At 61.3% G+C, this 18,821-nt stretch carries 15 protein-coding genes and 2 tRNA genes; 5 read left to right on the forward strand and 12 right to left on the reverse strand.

The window, feature by feature from the left end:
* The 3 genes from tuf to AB5Y73_RS17930 all read right to left on the reverse strand — a co-directional run.
* A partial coding sequence (gene tuf, locus AB5Y73_RS17920; RefSeq protein ID WP_368148301.1) for an elongation factor Tu occupies window positions 1-1,169 on the reverse strand: 1,169 nt, incomplete at its 3' end.
* Window positions 1,170-1,337: 168 nt separating this feature from the next.
* A tRNA-Gly gene (locus tag AB5Y73_RS17925) sits at window positions 1,338-1,412 on the reverse strand.
* Between the two features lie 38 nt (window positions 1,413-1,450).
* Window positions 1,451-1,535 (reverse strand) — tRNA-Tyr (locus AB5Y73_RS17930).
* Between the two features lie 263 nt (window positions 1,536-1,798).
* On the opposite strand from AB5Y73_RS17930, the gene coaA reads away from it, so the two are divergent.
* Entirely contained in the window at window positions 1,799-2,737 is a 939-nt protein-coding gene (gene coaA / locus AB5Y73_RS17935; RefSeq protein WP_005339877.1) for a type I pantothenate kinase, read from the forward strand.
* A gap of 80 nt (window positions 2,738-2,817) precedes the next feature.
* On the opposite strand, the gene birA is transcribed toward coaA, so the two are convergent.
* Complete coding sequence (gene birA, locus AB5Y73_RS17940) at window positions 2,818-3,783, reverse strand: bifunctional biotin--[acetyl-CoA-carboxylase] ligase/biotin operon repressor BirA (RefSeq protein ID WP_118854372.1); 966 nt, start codon at window positions 3,781-3,783, stop codon at window positions 2,818-2,820.
* Entirely contained in the window at window positions 3,780-4,817 is a 1,038-nt protein-coding gene (gene murB / locus AB5Y73_RS17945) for a UDP-N-acetylmuramate dehydrogenase (RefSeq protein ID WP_118854373.1), read from the reverse strand. The genes birA and murB overlap by 4 nt, the downstream gene beginning before the upstream one ends.
* A 127-nt stretch (window positions 4,818-4,944) precedes the next feature.
* Between murB and AB5Y73_RS17950 the strand changes: the two genes are divergently transcribed.
* A complete protein-coding gene (locus AB5Y73_RS17950; RefSeq protein WP_005339863.1) occupies window positions 4,945-5,598 on the forward strand; it encodes a TrkA family potassium uptake protein in 654 nt (217 codons plus the stop codon).
* On the forward strand, window positions 5,595-6,950 hold the full coding sequence (locus tag AB5Y73_RS17955) for a TrkH family potassium uptake protein (protein WP_042082855.1): 1,356 nt from the start codon (window positions 5,595-5,597) through the stop codon (window positions 6,948-6,950). Before AB5Y73_RS17950 ends, AB5Y73_RS17955 begins: the two co-directional genes overlap by 4 nt.
* Before the next feature lie 107 nt (window positions 6,951-7,057).
* Here AB5Y73_RS17955 and AB5Y73_RS17960 read toward each other — a convergent pair whose 3' ends face one another.
* The 3 genes from AB5Y73_RS17960 to AB5Y73_RS17970 all read right to left on the reverse strand — a co-directional run bounded on the left by AB5Y73_RS17960 (window position 7,058) and on the right by AB5Y73_RS17970 (window position 11,616).
* Window positions 7,058-9,028 carry a DNA topoisomerase III gene (locus tag AB5Y73_RS17960; protein WP_107683268.1) on the reverse strand — a complete coding sequence of 657 codons (1,971 nt, stop codon included), beginning with the start codon at window positions 9,026-9,028 and terminating at the stop codon, window positions 7,058-7,060.
* 67 nt (window positions 9,029-9,095) lie between these two features.
* A complete protein-coding gene (locus AB5Y73_RS17965; RefSeq protein ID WP_107683267.1) occupies window positions 9,096-9,593 on the reverse strand; it encodes a response regulator in 498 nt (165 codons plus the stop codon).
* 55 nt (window positions 9,594-9,648) lie between these two features.
* Window positions 9,649-11,616, reverse strand: coding sequence for an ATP-binding protein (locus AB5Y73_RS17970; RefSeq protein WP_107683266.1), 1,968 nt, complete (start codon window positions 11,614-11,616; stop codon window positions 9,649-9,651).
* 276 nt (window positions 11,617-11,892) lie between these two features.
* On the opposite strand from AB5Y73_RS17970, the gene AB5Y73_RS17975 reads away from it, so the two are divergent.
* Complete coding sequence (locus AB5Y73_RS17975; protein ID WP_042012259.1) at window positions 11,893-13,023, forward strand: NapC/NirT family cytochrome c; 1,131 nt, start codon at window positions 11,893-11,895, stop codon at window positions 13,021-13,023.
* 23 nt (window positions 13,024-13,046) lie between these two features.
* A complete protein-coding gene (gene torA / locus AB5Y73_RS17980) occupies window positions 13,047-15,527 on the forward strand; it encodes a trimethylamine-N-oxide reductase TorA (RefSeq protein ID WP_107683265.1) in 2,481 nt (826 codons plus the stop codon).
* 367 nt (window positions 15,528-15,894) lie between these two features.
* On the opposite strand, the gene AB5Y73_RS17985 is transcribed toward torA, so the two are convergent.
* The 4 genes from AB5Y73_RS17985 to AB5Y73_RS18000 are packed head-to-tail and all read right to left on the reverse strand — an operon-like array spanning window position 15,895 to window position 18,760.
* Window positions 15,895-16,356 carry a hypothetical protein gene (locus AB5Y73_RS17985; protein WP_005339830.1) on the reverse strand — a complete coding sequence of 154 codons (462 nt, stop codon included), beginning with the start codon at window positions 16,354-16,356 and terminating at the stop codon, window positions 15,895-15,897.
* A gap of 41 nt (window positions 16,357-16,397) precedes the next feature.
* Window positions 16,398-17,747: a sensor histidine kinase gene (locus AB5Y73_RS17990; protein ID WP_005339828.1), complete on the reverse strand. Its 1,350-nt coding sequence runs from the start codon at window positions 17,745-17,747 to the stop codon at window positions 16,398-16,400.
* Window positions 17,744-18,400: a response regulator transcription factor gene (locus AB5Y73_RS17995; RefSeq protein WP_005339826.1), complete on the reverse strand. Its 657-nt coding sequence runs from the start codon at window positions 18,398-18,400 to the stop codon at window positions 17,744-17,746. The genes AB5Y73_RS17990 and AB5Y73_RS17995 overlap by 4 nt, the downstream gene beginning before the upstream one ends.
* Before the next feature lie 21 nt (window positions 18,401-18,421).
* Window positions 18,422-18,760 carry a PepSY domain-containing protein gene (locus tag AB5Y73_RS18000; RefSeq protein ID WP_005341875.1) on the reverse strand — a complete coding sequence of 113 codons (339 nt, stop codon included), beginning with the start codon at window positions 18,758-18,760 and terminating at the stop codon, window positions 18,422-18,424.
* Between the last annotated feature and the right edge of the window lie 61 nt (window positions 18,761-18,821).

Genomic DNA, 18,821 nt, shown 5'->3' on the forward strand with positions numbered 1-18,821 from the left:
GCTACAACACCGGCACCTACGGTACGGCCACCTTCACGGATAGCGAAACGCAGGCCGTCGTCCATCGCGATCGGAGCAATCAGGGTAACAACCATTTTGATGTTGTCGCCCGGCATTACCATCTCTACGCCTTCCGGCAGTTCGATGGTACCGGTCACGTCGGTAGTACGGAAGTAGAACTGCGGACGGTAGCCTTTGAAGAACGGGGTATGACGACCACCTTCTTCTTTGGACAGTACGTACACTTCAGATTCGAACTTGGTGTGCGGCTTGATAGAACCCGGCTTGGCCAGTACCTGACCACGCTCTACGTCTTCACGCTTAACACCACGCAGCAGCGCGCCGATGTTCTCGCCTGCACGACCTTCGTCCAGCAGCTTGCGGAACATTTCAACACCGGTACAGGTGGTAGAAACGGTATCTTTGATACCAACGATTTCTACAGTCTCACCTACTTTAACGATACCGCGCTCTACACGACCGGTAACTACAGTACCACGGCCAGCGATAGAGAATACGTCTTCGATAGGCATCAGGAACGGCTGGTCAATCGCGCGCTCCGGCTCCGGGATGTAGGTATCCAGGTGGCCAGCCAGCTCGATGATCTTCTCTTCCCACTGAGCGTCGCCTTCCAGCGCTTTCAGCGCGGAACCACGAACTACCGGCAGGTCATCACCCGGGAAGTCGTACTCGGTCAGCAGTTCACGAACTTCCATCTCAACCAGTTCGAGCAGCTCTTCGTCATCAACCATGTCACACTTGTTCATGAACACGATCATGTACGGGATACCAACCTGACGACCCAGCAGGATGTGCTCACGAGTCTGCGGCATCGGGCCGTCAGTCGCTGCTACTACCAGGATCGCGCCGTCCATCTGGGCAGCACCGGTGATCATGTTTTTAACGTAGTCGGCGTGACCCGGGCAATCTACGTGGGCGTAGTGACGGGTAGCGGTGTCGTATTCTACGTGGGAGGTGTTGATGGTGATACCACGCTCACGCTCTTCCGGTGCCTTGTCGATCTGGTCGAAGGCGAAAGCTTTACCACCGAAGTGCTTGGCCAGCACGTTGGTGATAGCTGCAGTCAGGGTGGTTTTACCGTGGTCAACGTGGCCGATGGTACCCACGTTAACGTGCGGTTTATTACGCTCAAATTTTTCTTTAGACATGATCGTCCCTCTAAACTAACGCTGAGTACGCGGTGGCAAGCTAACCACAGAACAGTTTATATGATGGATTTGAATCTGGTGGGAAAGAGAGAGGTACTGATGGCTGGTTCGCTTGCCGAACTCACCCTAGGGTGCGGCTCTGCTAACGCCTGAGCCATATCAGCATCTTGGAGCGGGCAGCGGGAATCGAACCCGCATCATCAGCTTGGAAGGCTGAGGTAATAGCCATTATACGATGCCCGCATTTCTCTAACCCAAAGAACTCAAACCGCAGAGAAATATGGTGGAGGGAGAAGGATTCGAACCTTCGAAGGCAGAGCCGTCAGATTTACAGTCTGATCCCTTTGGCCGCTCGGGAACCCCTCCAGACGCCAGATTGTCACAACGGTAATTCTGCTTGCACCCGTTGTGTTTATCGCTTTTGCACGGCAAATAGACGACAGACAGTCAAGCGTCGCGCATTTTATTGTAAGGTTTTGGGGGATGCAACCATTGAACCCGGCAAAATATGCTTTATTGCTGGGAAGTTTGCAAAAAAGCGGGGGCAAACAAGCCAATCCTGCTGCGTCCCTTGTCGCTCCCCCACCCTTGGTGTATGGTCGCCGTGCCCAAGAAACAGTGATGACACCATGACGACAGAGCATAACCCCTATCTGCAATTCACCCGCGAACAATGGGCGTTATTGCGCGATTCGGTCCCCCTGACCCTGACCGAACACGATCTGCAGACCCTGCGCGGGATCAACGAGAAGGTGTCATTGCGGGAAGTGGAAGAGATCTATCTGCCTCTCTCCCGCCTGCTCAATCTCTATGTCAAAGCCAAACAGCGTCGCAGCCGGGTGCTGGAGCAGTTCCTCGGCCAGTCCCGCGGCAAGGGCACCTATATCATCAGCATTGCCGGCAGCGTGGCGGGGGGCAAAAGTACCACGGCCCGTATTCTGCAGGCCCTGCTGGAGCGCTGGCCGGAACATCCGCGGGTGGAGCTGGTCACCACCGACGGCTTCCTCTATCCCAACAAGGTACTGGAAGAGCGCGGCCTGATGCGTCGCAAGGGGTTCCCGGAATCCTACGATATCCGCCATCTGGTGGAATTTGTCGCCAATATCCGCGCCGGTCACGAGAAGGTCGAAGCGCCGGTTTACTCCCACCTTATCTACGACATCATTCCCGATGAGAAGAAGGTGGTGGAGCAGCCGGACATCCTGATCCTGGAAGGGCTCAATGTGCTGCAAAGCGGCATGGATTACCCTCAGGAGCCCCATCGGGTCTTCGTGTCGGACTTCGTCGACTTCTCCATCTATGTGGATGCCGATGCCGAATTGCTGCGTACCTGGTATATCGAACGCTTCCTGAAATTCCGCAGCGGCGCCTTCTCGGATCCCGACTCCTACTTCCATAACTACGCCAAGCTGGCGGAGAGTGAGGCGACCCAGATCGCCAGCAACATCTGGCAAGACATCAACTATCTGAATTTGCAAGAAAATATCCTGCCAACGCGTGAGCGAGCCAACCTGATCATGACCAAGGGCCATGAGCACGCCATCGAGCAGATCAAACTGCGCAAATGATGACTGCAGTTGCCGGATAACGAAGAGGGGGCCCGCAGGCCCCCTCTTCTATTTGGTATCATGAGCGGCCTTGCTGAACCTCAGTCGCCCCGGCGCAGGGAGAGTTCGCCCCCCAGATAGAACTTGGTGCCCTCCTCCGTCTCCAGCCGCAGGGCGCCGCGATCGTCGATGCCACGGGCGATGCCGCGGATCTCCTGATCACCCATCAGCAGGCGCACCGGGCGACCGGCAAAGTGATCGAGCCGATTCCACTCATCGACAAAGCTTGCCAACCCCTGCTGCTCAAAGGTGTGCAGCGCCCGCTGCAGATGGACGATCATCCGGGCCGCCAACTGATTGCGATCGACCAGCTCGGGATTGATGTGGCGCAGCTCGGCCCAGGCCTGATCAATCTTCTCACCTTCGCGGGCAGGCATCGCCAGATTGAGACCGATGCCGATCACCAGATGACAACTGGCCCCGGCGCTACCGCTCATCTCTACCAGAATGCCCGCTAGCTTGCGGCCCTGATAGTAGAGGTCGTTCGGCCACTTGAGCTCGACGCCTTGATAGCCAAGGGACTCCAGCGCTTCAACCACTGCCACGCCGACCGCCAGACTGAGCCCCATGGCCGCCGCCATGCCTTGTTCGAGTCGCCAGTACATGCTGAGGATCAGCTGGCAACCAAACGGCGAAATCCAGGGTTTGCCACGACGACCGCGCCCGGCTGTCTGGCACTCGGCCAGACAGCTCTCGCCAGAGCGCAGCTCATTGACCCGATCCAGCAGGTGTTGGTTGGTCGAGCTAATGACCGGAAAACAGTGCACCGGCGCCATCGGGGCCAGTGCCTGCAAGGTGGCCTGATCATAGAGCGCCATCGGCACCGCCAGCCGGTAGCCCTTGCCGGTCAGGCTAAAGAGATCCAGCCCCAGCTCCTTGAGCGCCGCCATGTGTTTGCTCACCGCAGCCCGGCTGATGCCGAGCTGCTCGCCCAACTGTTCGCCGGAGTGAAACTGGCCGTCGCTAAGCAGGGTGATCAGGGTCTGTCTGATGGGAGTCAACGTCATGAGAGCACCTCGTCGAGCCAGGTTTCACCGTGCGCGCCCATAAAGCGCACCTCGTGCTCCAGCACCACGCCAAACGTCTGCTCCACGCAGTCGCGGACATGGGCCGCCAGCGCGATCAGCTCCATGGCACTGGCGCCCCCCAGATTGACCAGCACCAGCGCCTGCTCCTGATGAACAGCGGCACGGCCAATGGCGAAACCTTTCAAACCGCACTGATCGATGAGCCAGCCCGCCGCCAGCTTGGCCTGCCCTTCTCCAGCCGGATAGCAGGGCATCTGCGGATAGCGTGCCTTGAGATTCTCCGCCAGCGCGGCAGGCACCACCGGATTCTTGAAGAAGCTGCCCGCATTGCCGAGCACCGCAGGATCCGGCAGTTTGGCCATGCGGGTGGCACAGACGGTATCGAAGATGGCCTGCGCCGAAGGCGCGTCACCGAGCGCCGCCAGTGGGCCATAGCCCTGCACCGGTTGCCACGCCTTGGGCAGTTTGAGCCCGACGGCGGTGATCAGGTGGGAATCCTGATACTCGTGTTTGAAGATGCTGTCGCGATAACCGAAGCGGCACTCTGCCGCCGCGATCCGTTCAATCTCGCCACTCTGCCAGTTGAACGCCTCGACATAGGCGCAGAAGTCGGCCAGCTCAACGCCATAGGCACCGATGTTCTGCACCGGCGCGGCACCGACCGTACCGGGAATGAGCGCCAGATTCTCCAGCCCGAACCAGCCCTGTTGCAAGGTATGGCGCACCAGCTGATGCCAATCTTCACCGGCCGCCACATGGAGCAACCAGTGATCGCCACCATCTTCAGCGGTAATCCCCTTGAGCCGGTTGAGCACCACCAGACCGAGAAAATCGGTGGTGAAGAGCATATTGCTGCCGCCGCCCAGATTGAGGCGAGGCAACTGGTTGAGTTGTGGATCAGCACGCAGGGTCGCCAGATCGGCAACCTGCTCCACCTCGGCCAGCCAGAGGCAATACGCATCGAGGGCAAGGGTGTTGAGCTTCAACAAGGAGGCGTTGGCATTCAGTTTCATCGGTCTATCCCGGCTTGGTGCAAGGGCGCAGTCTACCTCAAGTTGCCCCATGACGAAAAACCCGAGCCCTTTTCGGGGGAATAGCAGTGGTTTAGAGTAGGCGACTTCAACTGCTGAGGAACAACTCATGAACAACCAGTTTGCCGTCATCGGCCTGGGCCTGTTTGGCAGCGCGCTGTGCGAAGAGCTGCAACGGCAAGATGCCGAAGTACTGGCCATCGATATCGACGAGAGCAAGACCCGGCAAATCGCCGCCCTCTGCAATCACGTTATCGTGGCGGATGCTACCGACGAGGCCACCGTGGCCGAGCTGGGACTGGCCAATTTCGATATCGTCTTCGTTGCCATCGGTGACAACCTGGAGACCAGCATCCTCACCACCCTCGTCTTGAAAGAGGCGGGCGTGAAGAAGGTGTGGGTCAAGGCGCGCGACAAGTTCCACGCCAAGATCCTGCAGAAAGTGGGCGCCGACAAGGTGATCAACCCGGAGTGGGACATGGGCCGCCGGGTCGCCCAGAGCATGCTGGACAACCGGCTGTTCGACTATCTGGAGCTGGGCCACGACATGGTGCTGACCGAGTTCGTGATCGGCCTGCAGCAGAACGGCCGGGAACTGGGCGACTTCCACCTGCTGCAACAGAGCGATTTCCAGCTGCTCGCCATCAAGCGTGGTGACGTGCTGCACAACGTGCTGACCGGCAAGATGGAGCTGCAACTCGGCGACATCCTGATCCTGGCGGGCAACAAGCACGCCATCGACCACTGGCTCGAAACCCTATGATCAACTGGCGCAGCAGCTACGCCTTCGCCCTCCATCGGGAGCAGGACTCTCGCTGGAGCGAAGCCCGGCTGATCCTCGGCAGCTTTCTGATCATTCTGCTGATTGGCACCATCTTTCTGGTGCAACCCTCCAGCCACAATGGCGAGGTTACCTTCGTCAACGCCCTGTTTACCGCCACCTCGGCCATCAGCGTGACAGGTCTTGGCGTGGTGGATACCGGCACCGCCTTCACCCTGCAGGGGCAGATTTTCCTGTTGATGCTGATGGAGATCGGCGGTCTGGGCCAGATGACCATGACCCTGCTGCTGATCGCCATCTTCAGCAAGCGGGTCGGTCTGCGCCAACAGGTGCTGGCCAAGGAGGCGCTGGGACAGGAGGGCTCGGTCAACATCATCCAGCTGGTCAAACGGATCGTGCTGTTCGCCTTTATTGCCCAGCTGATCGGCACCGGCATCATGGCGATCCGCTGGGTGCCCGAGATGGGGTGGGTGCACGGCCTCTATGTCAGCTTCTTCCACGCAGTATCGGCCTTCAACAACGCCGGGTTTTCGCTGTTTGCCAACAACCTGATGGACTATAGGGACGACCCCATCATCAGCCTGACCATCGCCGGTCTGCTGATCCTGGGGGGGATCGGCTTTACCGTCATCGTCGATCTGGTGCGCAACCGCCGCTGGCGCAAGCTGAAGCTGCACAGCAAGCTGATGCTGCTGATGACCCCGGCGCTGCTGCTGGCCGGTACCCTGATGTTCTGGCTGCTGGAACACAACAACCCCGGCACCCTCGGCAAGGCCGGTGTCGGTGGCCAGCTGCTGGCTGCCTTCTTCCAGTCTGCCAGCGCCCGTACCGCCGGTTTCAATACCATAGATATCGGGCTGATGACCCCGGCGGCGCTGCTGTTCCTGATGATGCTGATGTTTATCGGTGCCGGTGCCACCTCGACCGGTGGCGGTATCAAGGTGACCACCTTCGCGGTCGTGCTGCTGGCGACCAAGGCGTTTCTGACCAAACGGCCCCATGTCACCGCTTTTGGCCGCACTCTGTCGCCCCAGATCGTGACCCGCTCGCTGGCTATCATCATCGTCAGCACCATGGTGCTGATGCTGGCGATGTTCTTGCTGATGGTGACCGAGGATCTGCCGTTCGACAAAATCATGTTCGAGACCATCTCGGCATTTGCCACCGTCGGCCTCTCCACCGGCATCACTGCCTCCCTGAGCGAGCCGGGCAAGCTGATCCTGGTACTGGTGATGATCTGCGGCCGTCTCGGCCCTCTGACCCTGGCCTTTATGCTGGCCCGCCCGGTCGAGACCCGCATCCGTTATCCGGAAGAGAACGTCTATACCGGCTAAGCGGAGCTAGGCCATTACAGCGATAAAAAAGAGAGAGGAGCACATGACTCCTTTTTCTTTTTCAGCTGACCGCTTTTGTGTATCAGCCTATCCGCCCCCTCATGCGGTCAGGCCACCTTGCTTCTGGCTGTGCGCTTGCCCGTACTCTTGCGAGGCGCTGCACCGCTGGCCGCCGGACTCTTGCGCTTGGTAAAACGCCGCTTGCCGGCACTTGGTGCCTCCTTGGGCAGGGCGCTGAAGCTGGCGCCGGAGTCCTGCCGCGCCCCCTCGATCAGGCCGTTGAGCTGCTCGGTGAGCGGCCCCATAAACTGCTGGTAGCTGCCGTGACGCTCGGCGATCTGGCCGAGGCTCTGCTCCCACAGCGCCGTCATATCCGGCGTGGTAGCTGTCGCGGGCAACGCCTGAACCAGCGCCCGTCCGGTCGGGGTCGCCTTGATGCTCTTGCCCTGACGCACCAGAAAGCGACGCTTGAACAGCAGCTCGATGATACCGGCCCGGGTCGCTTCTGTGCCGAGGCCATCGGTGTCGCGCAGGGTCTTGCGGATCTCGGGATCTTGCACATAGCGGGCGATGCCGGTCATGGCCGCCAGCAGGGTGGCATCGGTGAACGACTTGGGTGGCTGGGTCAGCTTGTCCAGCAGTTCGCCCCGCTCGCACAGCAGTTGCTCTCCCTCTTTCAGGGCAGGCAGCGTGCCCGCCTTCTCTTCGTCGTCATCCTCCTCCACCCCGAGCAGCGCCTTCCAGCCCGCTTTTAGAATGCGCCGTGCCTTGGCCTGAAACAGACCACCGGCGATGCGCAGCAGCACCTTGCTGTCGTTGTATTCGAATGGGGGATAGAACTGCAGCAGATACTGGCGGGCAATCAGGCCATAGAGCTTCGCCTCGTCGGCCCCCAGCGTGGCGGGGTTGCCCTGCTTCTCGGTGGGGATAATGGCGTGGTGGGCATCCACCTTGCTGTCGTTCCACGCCTTGCTGCGGATCTTGCCGTCCGCCTCGGCAACCGCCTTGGCCAGCGCAGGAGCAGTGGCAGCGATGGCACCGCGCACCTGCTCGGCCCGCTTGAAGTGGTCGGTCGGCAGATAGCGGCTGTCGGAGCGCGGATAGGTGATGAGCTTGTGACGCTCGTAGAGGCTCTGGCAGATGTCGAGCACCCGCTTGGCATCCATGCCGAAGCGCTTGGCGGCATCGATCTGCAGACTGGAGAGGTTATAGGGCAGCGGCGCCGCCTGCTTGCGGGCCTGCTCCTCCACCGACTCGACCTGTGCGGGCTGGCCGTTAATCCGACTCACCACCTTGTCGGCCAGCGCCCGGTTGAGCACCCGCCCCTCTTCATCCTGCCACGGCAGGCAGGCTTCAGACGGCAGCCACTTGGCGGTGAAACGCTCGTTGCTATCGGTCAGCAGATGGGCCAGCACCTCGTAGAAAGGTTTGGGCACGAAGGCGTCGATCTCGAGATCCCGCCGCACCACCAGCCCCAGCAGCGGGGTCTGCACCCGACCGACCGAGAGCAGCTCGCTGCAACCCGCCTTGCGCCCGAGCAGGGTATAGGCGCGGGTCATGTTGATACCGTAGAGCCAGTCGGCCCGACTGCGGGCCAGCGCGGAGACCGCCAGCGGCACGAACTCCTTGTTGTCCCTCAGCTTCTCGAGGGCGCGGCGCACTGCGGGCGGGTTGAGATCGCTGATGAGGCAGCGCTGCACCGGCTTGGTTTTCGGGTAGCCGAGAAAGTCGATCACCTCATCCACCAGCAACTGCCCTTCCCGATCCGGGTCACCGGCGTTGACCACGCAGTCCGCCTGCTTGATCAGCCGCTTGATGACGGTGAGCTGGGTTTTGGTCTTGGGCTTGGCCACCAGCTGCCACTGGGCAGGGATGATGGGGAGATGCTCCATCCGCCACTGCTTGAAGGCGGCGTCATAGGCATCGGGCTCGGCCTGCTCCAGCAGATGGCCGATGCACCAGGTGACCACATCCCCCTGGGCTGTTTCGATAAAACCGTCGCCCTTCTTGTGGGGCTTGGGCAGGGCATCGGCAATGGCGCGGCCCAGCGTGGGCTTCTCGGCGATAAAGAGTCGCATCGGTGGCTACCTGCAATACTGTATATGCAGACAGTATACAACTGCCACCGCGAAAGCCCAACTGCCCCTACTCGTCGAACGGGTGATCGTGGATGGCGGCAAACAGCCGCGCCTGATTGAGCAGTGGCGCATAGTGGAAGGCATTTTCGCCATCTTCCGCCAGCAGGTAGTCGGTCAGCTGTTCGCGCACCGCCTCTTGCAGGGTCTCCAGCTTCCACGGCTTGGCGAGGTAGTAGTGCAACCCGCCACGATTGACCGCCTCGACGGTGGCCTCCAGCCCCGCTTGTCCGGTCAGCAGCAATTTGCGGCTGGCACGGGTGGAGGTTCGCCGGTTCAGCTCCACCAGAAAATCGACACCCAGGGTTCCCGGCATGATGTGGTCACAGAGGATCAGCGCCAGCTTGTTGCCGTCGCGCTCCCACTCCTCCACCACCGCACGCGCCTCATCGACGCTCTCGGCGGCTTCCAATTCGAAGTGGGAACGGAACGGGGCGAGATCGTGGATCACCGCATCCAGCACCTCACGCTCATCGTCCACACACAGGATCAGATAGTGTTTGTTCATTGCTCCTCCTTGGCGACATGGTTTGGCACGCCGCGCTATTGATGCTGGCGACGGCTCAGGCCGCATGCTCCTTGTTGTGATGAGGTTCGCCCCCGTAACCGGCCTGCCCCATGCCGTCCAGCGGCAGACAGACCCGCATCCGGGTGTAACGGCCCGGTTCGGAGGCCACCTCGATCCGGCCGTGGTGCTGTTGCACTATCTGCAGCGAAACGCTCAGACCAATCCCGAGGCCGAAATGTCCCTCCCGCTTGGTGGTGAAGTTGAGATCGAAGATCCGCTGCCACAGCTCGGGCTCGATGCCGCAACCGCTATCCTCGATCTCCACCATGACCCACTCGGGATCCAGCAGCCCGGTGCGGATGGTGAGTCGCCCCGAGCCGCTCATGGCATCCAGACTGTTGGCGATCAGGTTAGTCCACACCTGTTGCAGGGCGATGGGGTGACAGCGCACCAGCGGCAACGGCTGGTACTCCTTGCAGAGCTCATGATGCTTGAGGCGGTTTTCGAAAATCATCAAGGTATCTTCCAGCCCCTCGTGCAGGTCCACCAGCGAGGGCTCGGCCCGATCCTGCCGGGCATACTGCTTGAGGCTCTTGACCAGATCGCCGATGCGACGGGCACACACCTCGATATTGCGCAGGAAGCTGCCGGTCTGCTGGAACAGCTCCAGCCGGGAGAGCAGCGCCTCCCGCTCGTCGGCAGTGCGGCTGGCAAACCAGCGTTGCCAGTTCAGCTCGTCATCCAGATTCATCTGCACCGCCAGCCGCGCCTGCTGACGATCGCCAAAGCGCCCCTCCGCCTGCCGGGTCTTGTCACGGATCTCGCTGGTCGAGACCGGCTGGGAGGAGAGCGCCTGACATAGGATCTGGTTGCCGAGACCCTTGATGGGGGCGGGCAGTTCGAGATTGACCAGATCGGGGATGGCGGCCCGCAGGGTCTCGCTGCCACGGATAATGGCCGCCACCGGGTTGTTCAGCTCGTGGGCGACACCGGCAACCAGCTGACCCAGCATCGCCATTTTTTCGCTCTCCACCAGCTGGGCGTGAGCGGCATCGAGGGAGTTGAGGGTCTGTTGCAGCCGCATCTCGGTGCGGATGCTGTTTTGCAGACGGCGGTTGAAGTGGCGCAGCAGCAGGTTGGTAAAGGAGGGGAGCAGTTCGCTACGCGCCTGCATCACCCGGGAGAATTGCAGCTTGTCGAGCTTTATCACCTCGGCACCGGTCAGAGTCACCCCGGTGGTGAAGGCGGGTTCGCCGGTCACGAAGGACATTCCCCCCACCAGCGAGCCGGTACGGTAGTGCACCACCTCCTGATCGACCCCCTGCTCGTCCCGCTTGCGCAGCACCACCTCCCCCTTGGCGATAAACCAGAGGAAGCTGTTGGGCTCCCCCTCGCGGGTCAGCACATGGCCCGGACTGTAGTGGCGGCAGACCCGCTCCTCGTCATTGCCCTCGAAAAACTGATAGAGGCCGTCGATCACCACCCGGGAGAGTTCTTCATCGCTGCAGTGGGTGTAATCCATAAAGCCCTGCCGATAGGCAGCCAACTGGCGATCGACGTGGGCTCGCAGCAGCTTCTGGTTGTCGAGCACGGCGGCATAGCTCAGCAGATCCGCATCGGGACGTTGCAATACAAAGTGGCTCGCCTGCTCGATCACCGCCCGGCGCAGGCTGCCATCGCGCCAGGGGCGTTGCAGGTAGTAGTCGAGACGACCGAGGTTGACCGCCTCGATGATCGATTTCATCTCCGGCTGGCTGCCCAGCAGGATCTTGCGGCACGCCTCGTGACGGCTGCCGAGGCGGATCAGAAAATCGGCCCCTCGCCCATCCCCCAGATCGCTGTCACACACCACCACGGCGGGTGGCTGCCCCTTGCGATCCAGCTCGTCCAAGGCCAGCTCCGCCGACCCCTGACCGACCACCACCACCAGCGCGAAATGGCCGAGCAGCGGAGCCAACTCCTGTTCGAATTCGGCCAACAGTTGCACGTTGGCGGCGACACACAGCAGTGAGAAAGGGCTCATCAGCGACACTCCGTTGAGGCTCACTGCTCACTATATCAGCGAATCTTGTGGGGTTTTGCGAGGGGGCTAACAGCTGTCGCGGAAAGTGCACAAATAGATAAAATAGAAAACAACTGAATTTAATTCGATAATTAAATCAATAACAAAACAAAAGACAAAATGTGACAACAATCAAAAATATAAACCATGATGGAGGTCAACGCCTTATCCCTATCATTACTACTACTATTGGACTAGTACTATGTAGGTAATTATTGACCGTAGGAAAACGCCGCCATGATTGGAAAACTGATAAGAAAAACCTGGTTCTGGCTCCTGCTGCTCGGGGCCCTGCTGGGTGTCGCGGCACTGGGTGTCACCGTGACCGTACTGCACAAGACCAGCTCCACCGAATTCTGCGTCTCCTGCCACTCCATGCAGACTCCGCTCGCCGAGTATCAGGGCAGTGTCCACTTCCAGAACACCAAGGGGATCCGCGCCGAGTGCGCCGACTGCCACATCCCGGGCGATCCCACCTCCTACCTGTGGACCAAGATCCGCGCCGTGAAGGATATCTATCACGAGGCGATCGGCACGCTGGATACCCCGGAAAAGTATGAAGCCCACAAGCTGCGGATGGCCCAGTCCGTCTGGGACGAACTGAAAGCCAACGACTCCGCTACCTGCCGCAGTTGCCACAGCTACGAGGCGATGGACATTCTGGCCCAGCGCCCCAATGCCCGTGCCGAGCACCCGGTCGCCATCAAGGAGGGCCAGACCTGTATCGACTGCCACCGTGGTGTCGCCCACATCATGCCTGACATGAGCGGCCTGGCTGCCGCCGGTGCCAGCGAGCTGGCGCAGGCTGCGGCCCAGACTCCGGCCAATGTCACAACCCGTTACGCCATCGCCACCACCCCGCTGTTCCTCGATGCCGCCGCCAAGACCGACGAAGGCACCCTGATGCCCTCCACTAGGGTGGAAGTGCTGGCCAACGAAAACGGCCGCGCCAAGGTGCAGATCGAAGGCTGGCAACAGGATGGTGTGAGCGAAGTGTTCTACGCCGCACCGGGCAAACGGATCCTCAGCGTACTGGTCGGCGATGCCGCCAAGAAAGCGCTGGTCACCGGCCAGAGCGAAACCGACAGCGCCACCAACCTCACCTGGCATCAGGTCAAGCTGACCGCCTGGGTCGACCAGAGCCAGCTCATCGGCGATCAGGGCAAGCTGTGGCAATACGCCTCCACCCTGATGTCCAACAACTGTACCGGCTGCCACGGCCTCACCGCGCTGGATCACTTCAATGCCAACCAGTGGATCGGCGTCATCAAGGGGATGGAATCTCGTACCTCCCTGACCCCGGAACAGGCTCGCATGTTGACCCAGTATGTCCAGAAACACGCCAGTGACATGAGCGCGGCCCACTAAGGCTGGTACAGAGGAAAACCGTTATGACTTTTTTCAATGACAACAAGACCAATCTGTCCCGCCGCAACCTGCTCAAGGGGCTCGGCGCCTGCGCAGTCCTGCCCCTGCTCGGCGGTATCTTTCCCAAGAGTGCGCTGGCACAAGCCATCAGCACCGCATTGAGTCAGTTCCCGACCCTGGTGCCCGCCCAGAAGGGCATTCTGACCGGCGCCCACTGGGGTGCTTTCGAGGCGATCGTCGAAGATGGCCGCATGGTGCGCGTCCAGCCGGTGGCCGATGATCCGGCGCCGAACGATCTCATCGATATGGCGCCGTTCCAGGTGCACGCCAAGAACCGCGTCAAATACCCCATGGTACGCAAGAGCTGGCTGGAGCACGGCCCGGGTGCCAAGCCGGAGCTGCGCGGTGCCGACCAGTGGGTGCGAGTGAGCTGGGACAAGGCGATCGAACTGGTGGCCGGTGAGATCCTGCGCGTCCAGTCTGACTTCGGCCCGCAGGCGATCCACGCCGGTTCCTACGGCTGGAAGAGTGTCGGTATGTTCCACAACAGCCGCACCCTGCTGCACCGCCTGATGAACCTCTCCGGCGGCTTCACCGGTTATGCCGGTGACTACTCCACCGGTGCGGCTCAGGTGATCATGTCCCACGTGATGGGCTCTATCGAGGTGTACGAGCAACAGACCGCCTGGCCCAACGTGGTGGAGAACGCCGAACTGGTGGTGCTGTGGGGGGTCAATGCTCAGGTCACCCTGAAGAACAGCTGGAACATGCCGGATCACGAAGGTCAGGCTGGCTTCAAGGCGCTGAAAGAGAAAGGCACCCGCGTCATCAGCATCGATCCGGTCTACAACGAGACTGCCAAGCTGGTCGGCGCCGAGTGGATTGCCCCGAACGCCTACACCGACGTGGCCATGATGCTGGGGGTGGCCCACACCCTCTACAGCGAGAAGAAGCACGATCAGGCCTTCCTCGATCGCTACACCGTCGGCTTCGACAAGTTCCTGAACTACCTGCTCGGCAAGGATGACGGTCAGCCGAAGAGCGCCGAGTGGGCGAGCACTGTCTGCGGCGTCGATGCCAAGGTGATCCGCCAGCTGGCCCTCGACATGGCCGCCAAGCGCACCATGATCATGGCCGGTTGGGGTATGCAGCGTCAGCAGCATGGCGAACAGCCCAACTGGATGCTGGTCACTCTGGCCTCCATGCTGGGCCAGATCGGCCTGCCGGGCGGCGGCTACGGCTTCAGCTACCACTACTCCTCCGGTGGCAGCCCCACCGCCAAGGGCGGCATTCTGGCGGGCATCTCCGCCGGCAACGCACCGAAGAACAGCCCGGCCCCGATCCCGGTGGCGCGCATCGCCGACTGTCTCGCCAACCCGGGCAAGACCATCGACTTCAACGGCCGCAAGGTGACCTATCCGGACATCAAGCTGGTCTACGTGGCGGGCGGCAACCCCTTCCACCACCATCAGGACACCAACAACCTGCTGCAGGCGTGGCGCAAGCCGCAGACCGTGATCGTCCACGAGCCCTACTGGACGGCGACTGCCAAGCACGCCGATATCGTGCTGCCGGTCACCACCAGCTACGAGCGCAACGATCTGGAGATGGGCGGCGACTACTCCCAGCGCTATGTGTTCCCGATGCACCAGTGCGTGCCGCCCCAGTTTGAAGCCCGCAACGACTTCGACATCTTCAGCGCCATCGCCGCCAAGCTGGGCGTGCAGGAGCAGTACACCGAAGGGAAGGACGAGATGCTGTGGCTCAAGCAGATGTACGACGGCATGGCGGCACAGGCCCGCGGCGCCCGCGTGGCGCTGCCGCCGTTCAATATGTTCTGGGAGTCCAACAACTACATCCGCTTCCCGATCCCCGAGGCCAACCGCCAGTGGATCCGTCACGCCGATTTTCGCGAGAACCCGCTGCTCAACCCGCTCGGTACCCCGTCCGGCAAGATCGAGATCTTCTCCAACACGGTAGCCGGGATGGGTTACGCCGACTGCGCCGGCCATCCCAAGTGGTATGAACCCAAGGAGTGGGTGAAGAGCGAGGTGGCGGCGCGCTATCCGCTGTCGCTCAACACCTCCCACCCGACCCAGCGGCTGCACTCCCAGCTCGACAACACCCCGCTGCGGGACAAGTTCGCCATCGCCGACCGCGAGGCGATCATGATCCATCCGCTGGATGCCAAGGCTCGTGGCATCGCCCAGGGGGATCTGGTGCGCGCCTTCAACGAACGCGGCCAGATTTTGGTGGGCGCCCTGCTCTCCGAGGATGTGCGCCAAGGGGTGGTGCGGATCTGCGAAGGGGCCTGGTATGACCCGGCCAAACCGGGCGAAGCGGGCAGCATCTGCAAGAACGGCAACGTCAACTGCCTCACCTTCGACGAAGGCTCGTCCAGCCTGGCGCAGGGCAACTGCGGCCACATGGCCCAGCTGCAGATTGAGAAGTACACAGGCCCAGTGCTGGCCAACACCGCCCACGCGGTACCGGCCAACGGCTAAGGCGGTTGCTACCGGACAAAACGGCGCCATCATGGCGCCGTTTTTTTATCCCGGTTGTGGCGGGGAGATCCCTTGTCGGGATAAGCGCCAGCGCCAATAGCGAAGATCGGCAGCTCCCCTTGCGGGGCGCTGGCGGCGCTCGCAGGCACCGTGAGGGGGCCTGATTATCCTGTATAAATTTAATTTATGACTTTTCCGGTAATGACCCGATTTTTACTTATACCAATGACCAAGCGCCCCATGGTGGCCCTGCCCGGCTCTTCTACTGCCCCACAGGGCAGCGCCCGATCACCATAAGGACGCGCCAATAGAAACGGCGCCCGAAGGCGCCGATTCTTTATCGCTGCGATGACAGGAGAGAGGGAAATCAGAACTCGCCCTCTTCCATATACTCCTGCGCGCACTCCACCAGTTGCGGCCAGAGCTCTTCCGGCACCCAGGCGTCCGGGTCATCTTCGTCCCCGTCGTACTGGCTCCAGAAATAGCGGCGCAGGCCGGAGGCAAACTCGTCGCTGATCTCGGCCAGCTCCGAGAGCGGCCCCAACCAGGCGATGCGACGCAGGCCGGAGGCGAGATCGTTGATGGCATCCATCAGGGTGCGATCGTCAAAGCTCTGCTCCACCAGCAGGGTGAAGCGCTCGCGCGCCTGCTCGGTCTGCTCCTCGTCCAGCTCGCCCACATCGGCCAGCAGGTCGACAAAATCTTCCAGAAGGAACGCGATCAGGCCATCCCTGTCTTCAAACCACTGGATCTGGGCGCCCTTGACCCCCAGCACAGAGGCATCAAACGAATCATCAAGGTGACACAGTGCCCACGGATCGTCGGTCATGCTTCTCTTCCTCAGGCTAAAACAAATGCCATATGTTATGCCTAGCTCTCGACTCTTGCCACCTTGGGCAACGAGAGGGAGGCGGCCAGACCGCCCAGTTCGGCACGGCCCATGATGAAACTGCCCCGATAGGCTTCCGCCAGATCGGAGACGATATTGAGGCCCAGGCCCGAGCCCGGCACCTTCTCGTCGAGCCGCACCCCGCGCAGCACCGCCTTGGCGATCTGATCTTCGCTCATGCCGGGGCCGTCATCCTCGATACGCAAGGTGATCCAGCCACCCAGCTCGGCGCTGGAGATGCGCAGCTCGCTGGCAGACCACTTGAAGGCGTTCTCCAGCAAATTGCCCACCATCTCGTCGAAATCCTGCTCCTCCACCCCGACCGCCAGATTGGCGGGCACTTGCAGATCCACCGTCTTGCCCGGATAGAGGCGGGAGAAGGCGCGGCAGATATACTCCACCCGCGCCCGCACCGGGGTCGAGACCCCGAGGATCTTGGCAGCACCGGTCACCCGCGCCTTGCCGAGGTGGTAGTCGATATGGCGCTGGATCTGGTCGAGCTGCTCGCCGATGGCGGCCTGATCCTCCGGTGGCAACTGGGCCACCTGATTGCGCATGATGCTGAGCGGCGTCTTGAGGGCGTGGGCCAGATTGCCGGTGTGGGATCGCGCCCGCTGAAGCAGCTCGCCGTAGTGGTGCAGCAGCCGGTTGATATCCTCCACCAGCGGCTGGATCTCCAGCGGATAGCGCAGCCGGAACCCCTCCTGATGACCCTCGTGAACCCGCCCCAATTCGCGGCGCAGCAGGTGCAGCGGCCGCAAGCCGTAGACGATCTGGAACATGAAGCCGAGCACCAGACCGGCGGCAGCAAAGCCGAGACCGAGGAACAGGCTGATGCGGGTCTTGTTGAGGGTCTGGGTCAGGGCGCTACTGTCCTTGGCCATCACCAGAGTGAAGACCCGATCCGAACCGGGCAGCAGCACGGTGCGGGTCATGATCAGCAGGGGCTCCTTGTTGGGCCCCTTGCCGACGAAGAGGTCGGGATCGCCAAAGGCGGACTTGAGGCCATCGCTCTTCAGGTTGGTATCCCACAGGGAACGGGAGCGCCCCACCACATCGCGGCCCAACTCCAGCTGCCAGTAGTAGCCGGAGTAGGGTTGATTGAAGCGGGGATCGGAGAGGGAGCCGGTGACCACCGGCAGGCCGGTTTTGGCCACTTCCAGCCGGGAGAGCAGATCATAAAGCTGCAGGCGCAGGCCGTCGGCCTCCGCCTCCTGCCAGTAGTTGCGCATCATGGTCTGCAGGCTGAAACCGGTGGCGAACAGAAACAGCCCGCACCAGACCAGCGCGATGGCGACCAGTCGCCCCCGCAGGGTTCTGACCAGCCTCATTCGTTGATCCGGTACCCGAGGCCGCGCACTGTCTCAATCAGATCGGGGTTGGTTTTCTTGCGGATCCGGCCGATGAACACCTCCACGGTGTTGGAGTCGCGGTCGAAATCCTGAGCGTAGATGTGGTCGATCAGCTCGCTGCGCGACACCACCTTGCCCCGGTGCTGCATCAGGTAACCCAGCACCCGGAACTCGTGGGCAGTCAGCTTGATGGGGGTCCCTTCGTACCACACCTGCGATGCCGCCATGTCGAGCCGCACTCCGCCAATCTCCAGAATGGAGCTGGCGTTGCCCGCCGCCCGGCGCACCAGCGCATGGACCCGCGCGACCAGCTCGGCCACCTGGAACGGCTTGGTGAGGTAATCATCGGCACCGGCGTTGAGCCCTTCGATCTTCTCGTGCAGCTGGCCACGGGCGGTCAGCACCAGCACAGGGGTATCGATCCCCTTGCTGCGCCACTCTTTCAGCACGCTCAGGCCATCGCGCCCCGGCAGGCCGAGGTCGAGAATGATGGCGTCGTAGGGTTCGGTCTCGCCGAGGAAACCGGCCTCGTTGCCGTCGTGGCAGAGGTCGGTGACAAAGCCGGAGAGGCGCAGCTGTTCGGCCAGCTGACCAGCCAGAATTTTTTCGTCTTCAACAATCAGAATTCGCATGAACAGGCTTCCACACAGGGGTTATTCATCATCCTCGACCGGGGGCTTTGGCGGTTCGAACAACCGCTCCAGATGGTGGCCCTTGGCCCACACCAGCTCAAGGTTGTCGGCCCGATAGGCTACCTTGATCACGCTGTTTTCCCGATCGATGACTCGCAGTTCATAGAGCCAGATACCATCCTCTTCCCCCAGATCCACCCGCAACACCCGCACCGGTAATCTGGCCGCCACCTCCATCATTTCATGGAAGGGCCGAACCCGTCCCTCATGGACAGCTTGCTGCAGCTGGGCTTCATCAGGCGTGACCGCCTGTGCCAGCAACGGCAGCAATAACCCAAGCAGAGGGAGCGCTCTATTCATGGATGATTCATCTCCAAAAACCTAACATAATGGCGTTTATAGTCTGCCAGCCATGAATCCG

This window comes from Aeromonas sp. s7(2024), from assembly GCF_040907825.1.
GTDB classification, from domain to species: domain Bacteria; phylum Pseudomonadota; class Gammaproteobacteria; order Enterobacterales; family Aeromonadaceae; genus Aeromonas; species Aeromonas veronii.